Genomic DNA, 16,908 nt, shown 5'->3' with positions numbered 1-16,908 from the left:
GGTACCACCACCGCCGCCGCCGCCGGTACCACCACCGCCACCACCTACATAATAAAGCATAAACTTAGTGTGATAGGTAACCTTGCCGCCATACAGCACTGTCGATTCCCAAAATACATCCTCGGTGGACTTGAGAATGACCTTGTCCAAAGTAGACTTGGTTGTATCGATCTGAGGAATGGTGATGGTTTGACGGGCTGGCGCAGGCGGGGTGATGTTATTCGCACCATTATTGATAACAAAACCCGTGATTACTCCCTGGTAATTGCCGCCCATTGAAAGTGTCGTCATACGCCAACGGATTTTGTCGCCGGGTTTAGCGAAAACATCGAGCTCGGAATCTGCTTGGTCCTGTACGTGAGACCATGTCCCGATCATGTATATGGACTTGTGCCCCTCTCCAAGACTCACATGTTGGCCGCCTTTTCCTGCCTGATTTGGACCAAATGTTTTCATGATATAGGGAGCATCAACCGCTATCAGTACATCAATAATTTCCATAGCTGTCATTCCTTCTTAAAGGGGGGACTAGATTGCTCGGAAAGCCAGATCCCGTTTATAAATGAAGCGCCACAAAATGATGTTAGCGTTCCATGGTATATCTATGTTCTGAGGGTAGGTGATGTGATTTAGGGGGGCAAATGAAATAAAGTGCTCAATCGATAACCATCGGTAACAGATTGTGCTTATGAACGGGCACGACTGAGGTAATAATGATTGATATATTCGTGCCGTCGTGAAATAGGGTACCACTAGAAGATTAGCTGCTTTTCAACTGCTTTGAACCGTCTCAACTAATTTTGAAATAGTGATAGTGGAGCTTCTGGAGGCAAAGCGGAGGATAGTCGGGAACGCGGTTCACAAAGGTTTTTTACGTGATGCGGCTATAGCTGTGATGAATATTAATATCATCAATACATATCCCACCAATACCGAACCCTTCACCCCAATAGATCGAAGAAATACACGGCAACAAAGGAAAGACTCACTACGCTTGCCGCCACTAGAATCATAGGAATTACATACTCTTCCATTACTCCTCCTTGAACTATCTATGGGTTAGCTAAATGTAGCTTAGTCCACTGAGCTTTAACGTTCCTTAAACATCATGAAATTAATAACTTGCAACATAAATATTGGGGGTTTATCAGGTAGGGAGTGGCCGGAAAATCACCGGCCTGACTGCAAGGAACCCGGCCTGAAACCAATCATCAGCACTTTCCCACGTATCCTGCAAAATCTCTTCTACCGTATTCTTATCCTCGCCAGCCCCACCTGGCACGGTTAACAGAACTATATTAATAATCGTAGAAATAATAAAAAGTTGACAATCATCACCACCATGCCGCATAAAAAAAGCCCTAAAAAACGTCATCATATGTCCAAGGTGCCATCATGTAACTGCTTATTAAATGTATGAAGTCACCTTTATTCCGTTACAGAGAAGACTGCTTAACACTGGCTGCTAAAGTGGATTACGCTCTTCGCTTATTTAGTATCAACGCCGTATGTTACCCAGCAATCGTTTGATGGGGTAGAACCCAAAAAGGAACAATTATAATGTCTTTTTTCAGACAGAAATCATCAACTAATACCAAAAATAATGAGGATAACTCTTCTCGTTATTACGGAAGTAAGGTTGTTTACGCAATGCTGGATATAAACTTCACCCAAAAATTGTCAATGTTGATTAATGATAGTATTAGAGAATATACATCAAATAACTCTCGAGGGGTGATGTGTCGTTCTATGCACGTTGATTTACCGAGGATGGATTATTATATAGATAATCATATGATTAGCATCCCCGGTAACATTGAAGCCAGCTACAATAAATTTATTGAGCAAGGCGGGAAAGAATGGGCAAATGATTATGTGGGTTCTATCTCTGCATTCTTACATCAAGGCATTTTTGTTGATATATTTAAGGCAATCCCATATTGGAAAGATAGCAATGAATGTCGATGGGATATAATAATGGCTTCTCATGATAGACTCAATTGTAGTAATACATTTCATATTAATAAGGACGGCAGTATAAAAATAATATCACAAAGTCATGTCAGTAACATTATTTTAAACGACAATAATATTGTTTTGACAAAGAGTTCCACAAGTTTTTTTTCTTTGCAAATATCTTTAGTTTGTGTAAAAAATATTGGCGGTCATTGTTTGGTCATGACTGCAGGTGATTCTACTGATAGAGCCACTCTGCAACTTGAATTTGAAGATATAGATAAGTAGCAAAAATCCAAATGCATTTTCAAACGAGGGCAAGGGAACCGCAAAGCACAACCCATCATCAAATTGCCCTTTATTGAGTCGTCGTAAGGTTTCGAGTCCTTGGAGCATTAACCAAGCGCGGTTGAGTTGTTTGAAACCACCCGTTGCGACGACTAATTTTTCAATCGGCGCATGGTCGCACTCAATGCGATTATTCAGAAATTTGGTTTGCCGTTGTTTCACGTGCAAGGTACTGCTAGTCGTGTTATGCCGCTGATCCACCAAACTCCAGGTAAATTTTCGCCAAATTCTCGTACTGATTGAAACGATTTTCGTTCAGTGTCAGCTCCGCCTGACGGCGATGTTCCTGTGCGTTCAGCCAGTCGGTGATGGTGATCGCGCCCTGCCGGTAGCGAACCGCGTTCAGTTGTTCCGACTGGCGCGCCAACGTCAAGGCTGCCCGCAGATGCGTTTCCTGCGCTATTAGCTGAGCGCGCAGCGACAACGCGTCGTTGACGTCGGCCATCGCTTTGTACAGCGCCTGTTTGAATTCCAGTCTCCGCAGCTCATAGTCGTTGCGGGCGATCTTAATGTCCACGTTCATCTGGCGCCATTCGAGGAACGGCAGTGCCAAGCTAGCGCCAACGCTACCCACCGGGTTGCTCAGAAATTCCAGCAACGCGGTGCTGCTGGTACCCAGCGAGCCTGTCAGGCTGAATGCCGGGTAATACTGAGTGCGTTTCACATCGACATTGGCCAGTGCTTCGCGCAGCCGCAGCTCTTTGGCGCTGATGTCCGGTCGACGGCTCAATACGCTGGCTGGAATACCGGTGTTGATCTGCGGTAATGGGGCTACCGGCAAGCGGGCAGGTTCAACCACGGCGCTGCCCGGCGGTGCACCCAGCAACGTAGCCTGTTCATCCAACGCCTGCTGGAGTTCATGCTGTAATTCCAGTAGATGGCTTTCCTGCGTCAATAGACTTTGTCCGGCGTCCACCATGTCCAGTGCCGATGTGTTGCCAGCGCGATGGCGGGCGGTGGCCAGTCTTAGCGTGTCTTTGGCGTAGGCGATGCTCTCCCGGCTGATGCCGATTTGCTGATTGAGGAAGCCGATATGCCAGTAGTTCGTGCTGGCGTCGGCCAGCAGCTTCAGGCGGGTCGACCGCAGATCCTGCTCGGTCGCCTGGCGGGCCCACTCCGCCGCGTCGCGCTGCCTCGCCAGCTTGCCCCACAGGTCAACTTCATAACGGGTGCCGAGGCTGCTGCCGCTGGTCTTATTCCAGGACGAAGAGTTGCTCAGGGGGGTATTGGCGTCGGCGTTCAGCGTGGCGTTGACGCTGGGGGCGGTTTTGATGTTGATTTGCTCCGCCTGAAGCCGGGCGTCATACAGTCGCAGCGCAGCCACGGCCAGATCGTTGTTATTGGCCATCACCTGCTGTAGCCAGCGTTCGAGATCCGGATCGTGGAAATCGCGCCAGTCGAACGGTGGCGGTGCAGCGGCGTCGGTCTCATGCTGCCAGTGGGAGGGGTAGTTGACCTGCGGTACCAGATACTTGCTTTTCAGCGCATTGCCGCAGCCGGCGCTGAGCAGGACGGCGAGGAATAAAGTCAAAGGGGATAAAATTTTCATGGGTTACTCGCTGGCCAATGAGACGACCGGATCCATCCTTGCCGCCTTGCGTGCGGGGAGATAACCAAAGATCATGCCGATTAATGTTGAGCAGAAAAACGCGATGGCGGCAGCCCGCCATGAATAGATGGCGGTGAGCATGCCGCCTGCCATCGCGGTGAACAGCGAACCGGCGGCGAACGATAGCGCGATACCCAATGCGCCGCCGATAAGACACACCAACACGGCTTCTATCATGAACTGCTGCATGATGTCGCGGCGCCGCGCACCGACCGCCATGCGCACGCCAATCTCATGGGTACGTTCGGTCACCGAGACCAGCATGATGTTCATCACGCCCAGGCTGCCGATCACCAGCGAGATCGACGCCACCATCAGGATCAGCAGGCTGAGGGTCATCGAGGTGCGCTCAATGGATTTTCGATACTGATCACGGTTGAACAGCCTGAAATCCTTCACGCCGTGGCGCTGGGTCAGCAGTTGAGTTATGGCGCTGACGGCCGCCTCGTTGGCGACGTTATCTTGCAGTCGCACGCTGATGCTGCTGAGCGTCTGTTTGCCCACCATGCGGTACATCACCGTACTGTAGGGCATCCACACATTGATGCTGTTTGGCTCATAGTCGAAGTTGCTCTTTGCGATGCCGATCACCCGCGCTGGCACCGCGCCGAGAAACACGATCTGGCCGAGCGGCTTCACGCCGGCGTCACCAAACAGTGGCTGACGCGCATTGTCGTCGATGATCACCTCCTGCAGCGCGTTATGGTCGTCACTAAAGGTTGAGCCCTGCAGGAGAGTGATGCCGTTGACGCGAAAATAATCGAGTCCAACGCCGCGGATCGTGGCCGTGGCGGACTTGTGGCGAAAGCGAATACTGTTCGAAGCACGGACTTCAGGGCTGACGCTGTCGACAAAACGTTGTTTCGCCAGCGCTTCGGCATCCGCAGGTACCAAGGTGCGGATGCTGTCGGTGCCGTCGTCGGAGAAATCGAGCCCGGGGTAAATGCTTACCACGTTGGTGCCCAGTCCTTTGATATTTTCCAGTGTGCGCTGTTTTGCACCTTCACCCAGTGCCACCACCGTCACCACCGCGGCGATGCCGAATATAATGCCGGTCATGGTCAGCACGGTGCGCAGGCGGTGGGAGTTCATCGCTTTCAACGCCATGTGCAACGATTCGCGGGTTCGGTCAAACAGGCTTTGCCAGCCGCTTTGCTGGCTGCGATTCGGCGTCGGCAGCGACGGGGAGGTGACCGATTTGCGGCCGTTGTCCGCCACGATCTCGCCGTCCCGCAGCTCGATAACGCGTTGCGCGTGCTGCGCCACTGTCATGTCATGGGTGACAATTACCAGGGTGTGGCCGCGCTGGTTCAGCTCATTGAGGATCGCCAGTACTTCCTGGCCGGATTGGGAGTCCAGTGCGCCAGTTGGCTCGTCCGCCAGAATAATCTCGCCGCCGTTGATCAGCGAGCGAGCGATGCTGACACGCTGCTGCTGACCACCGGAAAGCTGGCCGGGTTTGTGATCCTCTCTGCCTTCCAGACCCAGCCGTGCCAGCAACTGCTCAGCCCGTTGACGTCGCTGTTCGCGACCACTGTTGGCGTAAATCGCCGGGATTTCGACATTACTCAGTGCGCTGAGATCAGGCATCAGATGATAGCGCTGGAAAATGAAGCCAATATGCTCGCGGCGTAATCTGGCGAGTTCATCCGGCGACAAGTGAGCGGCATTTTGGCCACCAATGTAATAGTCGCCGCAGTCCGGCACGTCGAGGCAACCCATGATATTCATTAGCGTTGACTTGCCGGAACCGGAAGCGCCGATGATAGCCACCCATTCACCGGCGGCAATGGTCAGGTTGATGTTCTTCAGCACCGTCAATGCCTGATCGCCGTGGGTATAAGTACGACTGATGCCCTTTAGTTCAATGATATTGTTCACAGAAATATGCCATCCTCAGCCGGTTTAACGCTGGGCTGTGACAACACCACATGTTCGCCGGCTTTCAGCCCGCTGAGGATTTGGATGTCGACGTTATCGGTGATGCCGGTTTTCACCTCGCGCATTTCCAACCGACCACTTTTGGTCAGCACCCGCACCAGCTGTTTTTTTCCTTCGGTTTTCTGCACTGCCTGGATCGGCACCAATAGGGTGTTTTTGGCGTCGTCACGTAACAGCGAAACCTGCGCGGTCATACCGATACGCAGGCGGTTTTCCGGGTTGGGCACGTCCAGCAGCGCGTTGTAGTACACTGAGGCATTTTTTGAAGTATCGGTAGCGGAGCTGTTGCTGGTGCCAGGCGCATCGTCTTTCATCACCGATTCAGGAGCCAGCTCGACGGTACGCAACGTGGCGTAGTAGCGCCGATCCGGCTCAGAGAAAATGGAGAAGTAGGCCTTCTGGCCCGCAAAAATATGGGTGATGTCGGCCTCGGAGATCTGCGCTTTGATGGTCATCACGTCCAGCCGCGCCAGCTTGATGATGGTCGGCGCACTCTGGTTAGAGTTTACCGTTTGGCCTTGCTGCGTGACCACGGCGATGACGATGCCGTCCATCGGTGCCAACACTCGGGTGTAGCCCAAATCGACTTTTTTCTTTTCGACGTCTACCTGCATTTGCACCAGCTTGGCGTTAAGCGACAACAGCTCGGCCTGGGTGGTGGCAAGTTGCTCTTCGGCTTTTTCGAAGTCTTCACGCGAGCTGGCTTCCTCGTTCAGCATGCGGCGCTGGCGCTTGAAGTGCGATTCGGCCTGCTTTAGCTGCGCTTGTTTAGCCTGCTGGTCGGCTTTGACGATGTTGAGCGCCGCTTCGGCGGTGCGCAGCTCGTTGCGCTGCGGCAGATCGTCGATATCGGCGATCGATTGCCCTTTGGTTATCCGATCACCCAGTTTTACTCTCAGCAATTTGACCTGGCCGGACACCTGTGCACCGACGTTGACGCGTTCGAACGCATCAACGCGGCCGGTGGCCAGGACGGCATTCTCGATATCACCCAGCCGCGCGGGTGCGGTAACATAAGCGGGCGGCGGGCGGCGTTGCCAATACATCACCAACGTAACAGTGCTAACGATGAGTACAACGGCAGCAATAAGTGTCAGGCGGCGAGCAGTGAATTTCATTAGCAAAGTGTCCGGTGTTTTCATTGCAATAAAAGTGGTCGTTCCAATCGTCTATCATAGGTGCATCAATGTTAACGGGCGGTAAACGCCTGGTATATATTTCCGCCAGTAACACGATTGCTGTTGTGTGACACACCGCCAGATTGACCGAATCTATCTGCAATCGGGTATTGCGTCCGTTAAATGGGAGACCATTCCCGAGGGGGCACGCCAGATAATGACGCAATTGATGGTTCGCCAGTATTCAGATTGGTTTGGCGTATTTACGGATTGTTAGTCAGTCAGGTGGTAGTATGAATTTTATGATTGAAATCACTTTATTAAGATTATTATTAGGTTGAGTGTTAATTATTTCGCTTTCATAAAAAACTGACTATCATTTAAATCTCATTTAGCGAGATATTAATCATAATACCTTCCCATTTGTACGATATTTCCTACGGATCATGCAGATTAATTCTTGGGTATTTTTTATATATTATAAAACGCATTGAAAATAACTTTTTCGCGGGCATAATGCGCTGAATTATTTTATTCAGCCGTTTATCTGCCCCAGCAGGGCAAATAAGGATATTCCCTGTGCTGCGTTCCTACTATTTAAAATTAATAGCTGGCATATTGTTTTCTACGGTAGCTATTCCATTTGCAATTAATTGCGCGGAATTAGCCCCCGTTCAGCAAAGTATTCATCAGCAGGAACGACAACGGGCACTGGAAGAGCGTCTGGCACCTGCCACACCAGATGTGCGCTTATCGGCACCGGCGGCCTCTTTGGGCCGGATTGTCTTTCCGGTTGAAAAGCCCTGTTTTGTTATTGACCGCATTACCCTCAGCGGCACCGAGCCGTTACCTCGCTGGTTGCCATTGCAACGCCTCGCCGATCAGGCACAAGGCCAGTGTCTGGGGGCCAAGGGGATTAACCTGTTGATGGGCCAATTACAAAATCGGCTGATTGATCATGGCTATGTCACTACCCGTGTTCTGGCCCCACAGCAGGATTTGAACAGCGGTATTCTGGCACTACAAGTGGTACCCGGCAAAATACGTCAGGTGACGCTGACTCCCGACAGTGACCACCATGTCACACTATTTAGTGCGTTCCCCGCTCGCCCCGGCAACCTGTTGGATTTGCGCGATATTGAGCAAGGGCTGGAGAACCTCCAGCGCGTTCCCACCGTGCAAGCCAGCATGGAGTTGATCCCCGGAGAGGCCCCCGGCGAGACCGATATCGCCCTGAGCTGGAAACAGAGCAAAATGTGGCGGCTGGCGGCCTCGCTGGATGACTCTGGCACCCGCAGCACTGGTCGCTATCAAGGTGGCGCGACACTGTTTCTGGACAATCCTTTATCCCTGAGTGACCTGTTTTATGTCTCGGCTGGCGGTTCAATAAAAAATCGCGGCGATAAAGGCACCAATAACCTGACCGGCCATTACTCGCTGCCATTCGGCTACTGGACCCTCGGCATGACCGCCAGCAGCTATGACTATCACCAGACGGTGGCGGGTCTCAATGGCGATTACGGCTATCGCGGCGAAAGTGAAAATGTGTCGCTGCAACTCAGCCGCCTGCTACACCGCAATGCCAGCCAAAAAACCACTTTTACCTACGATGTGCTGACCCGCTCGTCGAAAAACTACATCAATGATACCGAAGTGGAAGTGCAGCGCCGCCGCACCTCCGCCTGGCGTATTGGGCTGGAACATCGCCACTTTATTTCGCAGGCCACACTGGATGCCGGTGTCAGCTATCAGCGTGGCACCCGCTGGTTTGGCGCGATGCCCGCGCAGGAAGAGTCTGTCGGGGAAGGCACCGCCCTGAGTAAAATTCTGCGCTTGAATGCGCAACTGGACATTCCTTTTGCCGCCTTGACGCAAAAATTCCACTACAACCTGCAATACCAGCGTCAAAGCACTAACACGCCGCTGACGCCACAGGATCAGTTCTCTATCGGTGGCCGCTGGTCAGTGCGCGGTTTTGATGGCGAACGCACGCTGAATGCCGACCGTGGCTGGACAGTGCGCAATGATCTCGGCTGGTACACCCCGCTGCCAGGGCATGAGCTGTATGTCGGTGTTGACTATGGCGAGGTCGGGGGACGGAGTGCCGCTTATCTGCTCGGTCAGCATTTGGCGGGCGCTGCCATCGGTGTTCGCGGCAATATTCTGAATACCCGCTACGACCTGTTTGCGGGCAAACCACTCTCTAAACCCGACGGATTCAAAACCGACTCGGTGACTCTGGGCTTTAACCTGAACTGGCAATACTGATGCGCCCGATTAACGCTTTACTCTGGGATGAGTTATGAATAAGAACCTGTACCGTATCGTTTTCAACAAAGCGCGTGACATGTTGATGGTGGTGGCTGATATCGCCGCTTCCGGTCGGGCCGCATCATCGCCGTCGTCAGGTGTTGGGCATACACAAAACCGCCGTATCAGTACCTTATCAACATTGAGTTTCAGTCTGCTATTGGCCTTGGGTTGTGTTTCTTTACCCGCCCAGTCCGCGATTGTCGCCGATGCCAGTGCGCCGGGGAATCAGCAGCCAACCATTATCAGCAGCGCCAACGGTACGCCGCAGGTCAATATTCAGACGCCCAGCAGTGGCGGGGTTTCGCGCAACCTTTACAGCCAGTTTGATGTCGATAATCGCGGCGTGATCCTCAATAACGGGCACGGTGTCAACCAGACCCAACTCGGCGGTTTTGTCAACGGTAACCCGTCGCTGGCGCGCGGTGAAGCCAGTATTATTCTCAACGAAGTCAACAGCCGTGACCCCAGTAAGCTCAATGGCTATATCGAAGTTGCTGGCCGCAAAGCGCAGGTAGTTATCGCCAACCCGGCGGGCATTACCTGCGAAGGCTGCGGTTTTATCAACGCCAACCGCGCCACGCTGACCACCGGTCAGGCGCAGCTCAATAACGGCCAGCTCACTGGCTACGATGTGGAGCGCGGTGAGATTGTTATTCAGGGTAAAGGTCTGGACAGCAGCCGTCAGGATCATACTGATCTGATCGCCCGTTCGGTTAAAGTGAATGCCGGTATCTGGGCCAATGACCTGAAAGTCACCGCCGGGCGCAATCAGGTTGACGCCGCGCACCAAAATATTAACGCCAAAGCCGCCGATGGCAGCTTGCAGCCGACTGTGGCGGTGGATGTGGCGAACCTGGGTGGCATGTATGCCGGTAAAATTCGCCTGATTGGGACTGAAAGCGGTGTTGGTGTGCGTAATGCCGGTGAAATAGGCGCATCAGCGGGCGATATCACCATTACGGCTGACGGTATGCTGGTCAATAGCGGCCAGATCAAGAGTACTCAACAACTGGCGGTAAATACCGCTGCGGGCATAGAGAACTCGGGGGTGCTCTATGCGCAGGGCAATACCCAGCTCACCACCGCCGGTAAGCTCAGTAACACGGGCACTGTCGCGGCAGCGGGTGACACCTCACTGCGCGCGGCAGAGGTGAACAGCAGCCGCGACTCGGTACTGGGTGCGGGCGTCAAGTCGGACAACAGCAACATTACCAGCGGCACCTTGCGCGTTGACGCCAGTGGGAAGTTAACCGCACAAGGGAAAAATATTAGCGGCACGGCGCAAAATCTCAACGCACACAGTATCGATCTCAGCGGCAGTCAAACCCAGAGCCGTGATATCACTCTGACCTCACAAGGTGGGCCAATTGAACTCAGCGGCGCTAATCTGGCAGCCAGTGATCGCCTGTCTGTCTCGACGGCTTCTTTGTTACGAACGGATAACGCCAGCCTGGTTGCCGAGCAAGTGACGCTCAAGGCCCAAGCGCTCTCCAATGTCGGCGGCCTGATCGCACAAACCGGCACCACCGATCTCAACCTGAATCTCTCGGGTTATGTCGATAACCGTGGCGGCTCCCTCCTCTCGGCCGGTAAACTTTTACTGCAAGCCGAAAGCTTGAACAGCAACGGCAATAGCCTGCTGGGCGCGGGTGTACAGAGCAATGGCAAACTGGCCCAAAGTGGAGATCTTAATGTCACCACGCGGCAAGCTTTGATTGCTCAGGGGCAGAATGTGGCAGCGGGGGCCATGACGTTATCCGGCAGCCGTGTCGATCTCACCGGTAGCCAGACTTCCGCGAGCAATGTCGCCATCACTGCGCGTGACGGCGATATTTCTACCCAAAAAGCGACGGTACTCACTCCCGGCGCTCTGACCATCACTGCGGCGGCAAATCCTGCACAAACGCTGAATAACAGTGGCGGCAAATTACATGCCGACACCCTCGAACTCAACCTGGCCAAATTAGAGAACAGCAACGGGGAGATAGCGGCGGCGACCGACCTGTGGATACGGCTGCAAAGTGATTTTACTCATCAAACCGGAGCGCGTTTAACGGCGGGGCGTGATTTGGACTTTAACTCCAGTGGCGCACTGATTAACCAGTATAAACTGGAAGCCGGGCGGGATATGCAGCTCACCGCGCTTAGTATTAACAGCACCAATGCCGATGACAGCAGCGCCCTGCTGGCCGGTCGGAACTTGTCATTAAGCACCGATAGCCTGTTTAACAGCGGCGTTATTTATGCGGCCGGTGTTGGGCAATTTACCATTAACGGCAATACAGAGAATAGCGGTGAGATTTACACCGAGCAGCAGTTAACTTTCACCACCACCGGCAATCTGGCTAACCGTGGTGTGATGCAAACTCGCGGGAATATGCGGTTATCGACGCAGGGTGACCTCAATAACAGTGGTACGCTGTACAGTGCTGGTGACCAGCTGCAACTGTCAATCACCGGCGACCTGACCAACCAAGGCAAACTGTATGCCGCCAATGGCGATCTGTTGCTGTTGACCAACGGCAATCTGGATAACAGCGGTAGCTTCTATGGCGCAGGGAATAGCGAACTCACCACCTTGGGTAACGCGGTTAACAGCGGCTCGATTTACACCCAAGGCGCGCTCCAGTGGCAGATAGATGGGCGAGCACAGAACAGCGGTTCCATCGCCGCACTGGGTGACCTCCAACTGCGGGCTAATGATTTACTCAGCACCCATCAATCCCTGATAGCAGCGGGATTGAAAGCGGATGGTAGCCTTGCCAATCGCGGTGATTTGGCTATCCATACCGAGCACGCTTTGATAGCGCAGGGGCAAAATATCGCCGCTGGGGCATTGGCGCTGGCGGGCAGCCAGCTTGATTTAACTGGCAGTCAAACTCAGGCCAACGCCATTACCCTCGCGGCTAAATCCGGCGATATCACCTTAACGCAGGCGGTAGTCAAAGCCGCCACACACCTGTCTGCCAGCACTAACGGCCTGCTGCGCAGTGATAAAGCCAACCTGATGGCGGAGCAGATAACACTCGCCGCGCAAGCACTCTCCAACCTCGGCGGGGTGATAGCACAAACCGGTATCATGGATTTCACTCTCAATCTGGCCGGTTATCTGGATAACCGCGCGGGCACGCTGCTTGCCAAAGGTCACGTGACAGTACAAGCGGAGCGTCTGGATAGCGACGGCGACAGTCTATTGGGGGCGGGAGTGCAGAGTAATGGCCGCCTGACTGATGCCGGTAATCTGCGGGTGACCACCCGTCAGGACTTAGTGGCGCAAGGGCAAAATATCGCCGCTGGGGCGATGACGCTAACGGGTAGCCGGATTGATTTAACCGGCAGCCAGACGCAAGCCCGAGAGATAAACATCACCGCCAACAAGGGGAATGTCAGCACGCAGCGCGCCAATATCCTCTCCCTTGGCTCGCTGACCATGAATGCCGGTGCAAATGCAGGGCAAACCCTCAATAACCAGAGTGGCACGCTGGCGGCGAATAATATCCAATTAAATTTGGGTCAGTTTGATAACAGCAGCGGCAAGGTGACCGCCAGTCAGGATCTGACTATTGGCTTACAGAGTGATTTCAATAACTTAGCCGCCTCAACACTTCAGGCTGGGCGTGATTTAGCCTTTACCACCAATGGAGCTTTAACCAATGACGGGCAGTTGCTGGCAGGTGGCAAACTCAGTACCAATTCGAGCAGCTTATTAAATAACGGCAATATTATCGCGACTCAAGCCGAGCTAACCACGCCAGGTACCTTGATTAATCGCGGCGAAATATTAACCAGCGGGCGGCTCGATACCGACTCCACCACCCTGTTCAATAGCGGCACTATTATTAGCGCCGAAGCCACACTCAAAGCACGGGAAAGCATCACTAACTCCGGCCCTAAAGCCCTGATCGGCGCGACCGATGAGAATGGCACCTTAGCCTTGCTGGCTGCGGTGATTGAAAACAGTGATACCGTCACTAACACCGACGCCGCCCCGAGCACCACCCTGTTAGGCATGGGCAAGGTTATTCTGGCGGGTGGGCAAGATAGCAGCGGCAATTATCTGTCAGCAGCTCGGGTGCTCAATATTTCTGGTCTGATTGAATCCGGCAAAGATATGTTGATTTACGCCACGACACTGACCAATCGTCGTCATATTCTCACCGCCAATACTGACTTTGTCGTCGCGGATACGGTGAATGGGACCGCTTACTGGACGGCCGAAAACCCCGATATTCCGGGTGGGCGCTATGCTGAACCGCCTCATGGCGGCTCCATGAACAGCGATTATATCGGCACGAATTATACGTCGACCATTGCCTATAACGGCATCGATCAAATCAGCCCGGAAGCGCAACTGCTCACCGGTGGGAACCTGACCCCGCAAGTCGGCACGCTGGAAAACTTCTGGAGCAAAGTCAGTGCGCAAGGCGAGATTGATCTCTCCGGTGTCACCCTGAACCAGGATGGTTGGGGAAGTGCACAACGTCTAATTGAACGTACCACTTCCACTGGTGAGTGGCGCTACCGTACCTACAAAGGCGATGTGTGGGGCACCGCTTGGGGGCCGGAGGTGAGTGAGCTGGCCACCCACCAATATGCCTCGAGTATCACCGCAAAAACCATTAGCGGCAGTGGCACGATTATTCATAATGGCGCCAACCCCGGCGCGATCGCCCCACCGAGTGGCAGCGACAGTACCGGGAAAAATATCGCCATCGAATTTAACGGTATTTCCCTGACACTCCCCAGCGGTGGGCTATATCAGCTCAACACTGACCAAGGTCAATACGCGCCGGATCCTGACGGGGAACTCTCGCTTGAGGCTATCAATAACCCATCCGCCAATGTGGACAGATCTGGCCTCTCTGCCCCTGATCGTGCGGTGAGCGGCGGCTATCTGGTCGAAACCCACCCGGCATTTGCCAATCTGAATAACTGGCGCGGCTCGGACTATGTGCTCCAGCAGCTCAATAACAACCCCGATGTGATATTCAAACGTCTGGGGGATAATGCCTATGAACAACGTCTGGTGCGCGACCAAGTGCTGGCATTGACCGGTCAGGCGGTCGCCAGTGATTACCGCAGCGCCCAGGAGCAGTTCGAGCAACTGTTTGCGGCGGGGCTTGAATACAGCAAGGCGTTCAATATTGCCCTCGGTACCCACCTCAGTGCCGAGCAGATGGCGGCACTGACCAGCAATATCATCCTCATGGAAACCCGTGAAGTCGCCGGACAAACCGTATTAGTCCCAGTGGTCTATCTGGCGGGGATTAAACCGGGTGAGTTGCATGCCAACGGCGCATTGATTGCGGCTGACAATATCACCTTAACGGATGTGCAGGGTTTCACTAACTCGGGGGCGATTAAAGCCACTAATGACCTGCAAATCAGCATGGCGCAAGACATCACGCTCAATAACCGTGGCGGCCTGCTTCAGGCGGGCAATACTATGCTGCTCAGTACCCTGAACACTGATATTGACCTGACCAGTGCGCGACTCAATGCCACCAACCTGCAACTGGACAGTGGCCGCGATGTGATACTGCGCACCAGCAGTGAACAACTCAGTAGCAGCAATGGCTCAGTGCTGCGTAATCAAACCATTTTGGGGCCGCTGGCGAGTATCAATGTCAGCAATAACGCGGTGATTAATACCGGGCGCGATTTTATCCTACAAGGTGCCGGCCTCAATGTCGGTCAGGATTTGCAGGTCAATACCGGCGGTGACTGGCTGCTCAATACGGTACAAACCCGCGACCAGATAAGTGCAAATTATGGCAGTGGCAGCGCGAGCAGTGAGCATATCCGCCATCTGGGCAGTGAGGTCAATGTCGGCGGTGCGCTAACCGCCAATGTCAATAATCTGACCGCGGTGGGGGCCAATATCAATGCCGGCACTATTGATGTGCAGGCGCAAAATATTAACCTCAGCGCCGCCACCGACAGCCTGCAGGTCAGCGGTGAATCCTCAAGCAAACGCCATACCAGCTCAGTGGAGCTTTATGATGAAAACCTGCGCGGCAGCCAGTTAAACGCCACCGGCGATATCCATTTGCAGACGGCAAAAGACATCACCCTCAGCGCCAGCGCGATACAAACTGACGGCGCGCTGACACTGGCGGCGGGCGGCGATGTCACCCTCACCGCCCAGACTGAACAGCATGATGAGCAGCGCAATCATACCGGCACTAAAAAAGGGCTGGCCTCCAGCACCACCACCCGCAGCGAAGACAGTATTAGCCAGACGCTGGCGGTCGGCTCCATGCTGTCTGCCGGTTCTCTTGATGTCAGTGGCAAAAATATCGCGGTCATCGGCAGCAATGTGGTGGCAGACAAGGATATCAACCTGCGGGCAAAAGAGAACCTCACCGTCGGCAGCGCGCAGCAGAGCGAGAGTGAATCTCACCTGTATGAGCAGACAAAATCCGGCCTGATGAGCGCCGGCGGCATGGGTGTCATGGTCGGCAGCAGCAGCACCAAAGTCACCGACAGCGGTCAGTCGATTTCTACTGTCGGCAGCACCGTCGGCAGCGTACTGGGCAATGTCAGCATGACCGCCGGTGAAGACCTGACAGTAAAAGGCTCCGAGGTGTTAGCCGGTAAAGACATCAATCTGACCGGTAAAAACGTCACTATTCTGGCGGCGGAGAATCACAGCAGCCAGACCCACAGCGTCGAGCAAAAAAGTAGCGGCCTGACACTGGCACTGTCTGGCGCGGTTGGCAGCGCCCTCAATACCGCGGTCACCACCGCCAAAGCCGCCAGCGAAGAGAGCAATGGCCGATTAGCCGCGCTGCAAGGGGTGAAAGCGGCACTCAGCGGGGCGCAGGCGGTGCAGGCTGGCCAACTGGTGCAGGCGCAAGGGGGCGATACCGCCAGCATGTTCGGTGTCAGCGCCTCATTAGGCTCACAAAAATCGTCCTCGCAGCAGCATCAGGAACAGACCAGCGTGACCGGCTCGACCCTGACGGCGGGCAACAACCTGACGGTGACAGCCACCGGCGAGGGGAACAGCGGCGACATCCTGGTGCAAGGCAGCCAGCTCAAAGCCGGCGGCGATACCACCTTAGACGCCGCCCGTGACTTGCTATTACTCGGTGCCGCCAACACGCAGAAAACCGACGGCAGCAACAGCAGCAGCGGTGGCAGTGTGGGGGTCAGTCTGGGGTTCGGTAGCGCTGGCGGTGGTCTGAGCATCTTTGCCAATGCCAACAAAGGTCAGGGCAATGAGCACGGCGACGGCACCTTCTGGACTGAAACGCAGATTGACACAGGCGGCACACTGTCACTCAGCAGCGGGCGTGACACTTCGCTGATAGGCGCGCAAGCCAGCGGTGAAAGCGTCAAGGTCGTTGTCGGCAGTGACTTGCTGCTGCAAAGCCAGCAAGACAGCGATAACTATGATGCGAAGCAAACCAGCACCAGCGGCGGTGTCAGCGTGGCGGTGACCGGCGGCGGCTCGGCCAACCTCAGCATGAGTAAAGATAAGTTGCACAGCAATTATGACTCAGTGCAGGAACAGACCGGCATCTTCGCAGGTTCTGGCGGCTTTGATATCACCGTCGGCGAGCATACTCAGCTCGATGGCGCAGTGATTGCCAGCACGGCTGACCAGAGTAAAAACAG

The 16,908-nt window shown here is 54.1% G+C and carries 7 protein-coding genes and 3 pseudogenes; 4 read left to right on the top strand and 6 right to left on the bottom strand.

Annotation, left to right across the window (positions count from 1 at the left end):
• A partial coding sequence (locus FTA91_RS11090) for an inclusion body family protein (RefSeq protein ID WP_186377360.1) occupies positions 1 to 501 on the bottom strand: 501 nt, incomplete at its 3' end.
• A gap of 646 nt (positions 502 to 1,147) precedes the next feature.
• Positions 1,148 to 1,288, bottom strand: a pseudogene (locus tag FTA91_RS20330) (DinI-like family protein); the annotation flags it as partial.
• Between the two features lie 272 nt (positions 1,289 to 1,560).
• Here FTA91_RS20330 and FTA91_RS11075 point away from each other — a divergent pair.
• The gene (locus tag FTA91_RS11075; RefSeq protein WP_050112450.1) at positions 1,561 to 2,244 is read left to right on the top strand and encodes a hypothetical protein; all 684 of its coding nucleotides are present in this window, start codon (positions 1,561 to 1,563) and stop codon (positions 2,242 to 2,244) included.
• Between the two features lie 57 nt (positions 2,245 to 2,301).
• On the opposite strand, the pseudogene FTA91_RS11070 reads toward FTA91_RS11075, so the two are convergent.
• The 4 genes and pseudogenes from FTA91_RS11070 to FTA91_RS11055 all read right to left on the bottom strand — a co-directional run.
• Positions 2,302 to 2,466: pseudogene (locus tag FTA91_RS11070) on the bottom strand (DDE-type integrase/transposase/recombinase); the annotation flags it as partial.
• A 22-nt stretch (positions 2,467 to 2,488) separates the two neighbouring features.
• Entirely contained in the window at positions 2,489 to 3,853 is a 1,365-nt protein-coding gene (gene etsC, locus FTA91_RS11065; protein WP_145583356.1) for a macrolide efflux RND transporter outer membrane subunit EtsC, read from the bottom strand.
• A gap of 3 nt (positions 3,854 to 3,856) precedes the next feature.
• Positions 3,857 to 5,794 carry a MacB family efflux pump subunit gene (locus tag FTA91_RS11060; RefSeq protein WP_050112452.1) on the bottom strand — a complete coding sequence of 646 codons (1,938 nt, stop codon included), beginning with the start codon at positions 5,792 to 5,794 and terminating at the stop codon, positions 3,857 to 3,859.
• The gene (locus tag FTA91_RS11055) at positions 5,791 to 6,972 is read right to left on the bottom strand and encodes an efflux RND transporter periplasmic adaptor subunit (protein ID WP_050112453.1); all 1,182 of its coding nucleotides are present in this window, start codon (positions 6,970 to 6,972) and stop codon (positions 5,791 to 5,793) included. The genes FTA91_RS11060 and FTA91_RS11055 overlap by 4 nt, the downstream gene beginning before the upstream one ends.
• Positions 6,973 to 7,102: 130 nt before the next feature.
• On the opposite strand from FTA91_RS11055, the pseudogene FTA91_RS11050 reads away from it, so the two are divergent.
• The 3 genes and pseudogenes from FTA91_RS11050 to FTA91_RS11040 form a co-directional block, all read left to right on the top strand.
• Positions 7,103 to 7,234, top strand: a pseudogene (locus FTA91_RS11050) (DUF1281 domain-containing protein); the annotation flags it as partial.
• Positions 7,235 to 7,551: 317 nt separating this feature from the next.
• Positions 7,552 to 9,240, top strand: a complete 1,689-nt coding sequence (locus FTA91_RS11045; protein WP_050112454.1) for a ShlB/FhaC/HecB family hemolysin secretion/activation protein — start codon at positions 7,552 to 7,554, stop codon at positions 9,238 to 9,240.
• Between the two features lie 34 nt (positions 9,241 to 9,274).
• Positions 9,275 to 16,908, top strand: a 7,634-nt coding sequence (locus tag FTA91_RS11040) for a two-partner secretion domain-containing protein (protein ID WP_145583354.1), incomplete at its 3' end; no start/stop codon positions are given.

The sequence above is a fragment of the Yersinia thracica genome (assembly GCF_902170565.1).
Lineage (GTDB): Bacteria > Pseudomonadota > Gammaproteobacteria > Enterobacterales > Enterobacteriaceae > Yersinia > Yersinia thracica.
Note: the sequence above shows the minus strand (reverse complement) of the source record. Positions and strands in the feature narration are given on the sequence as shown.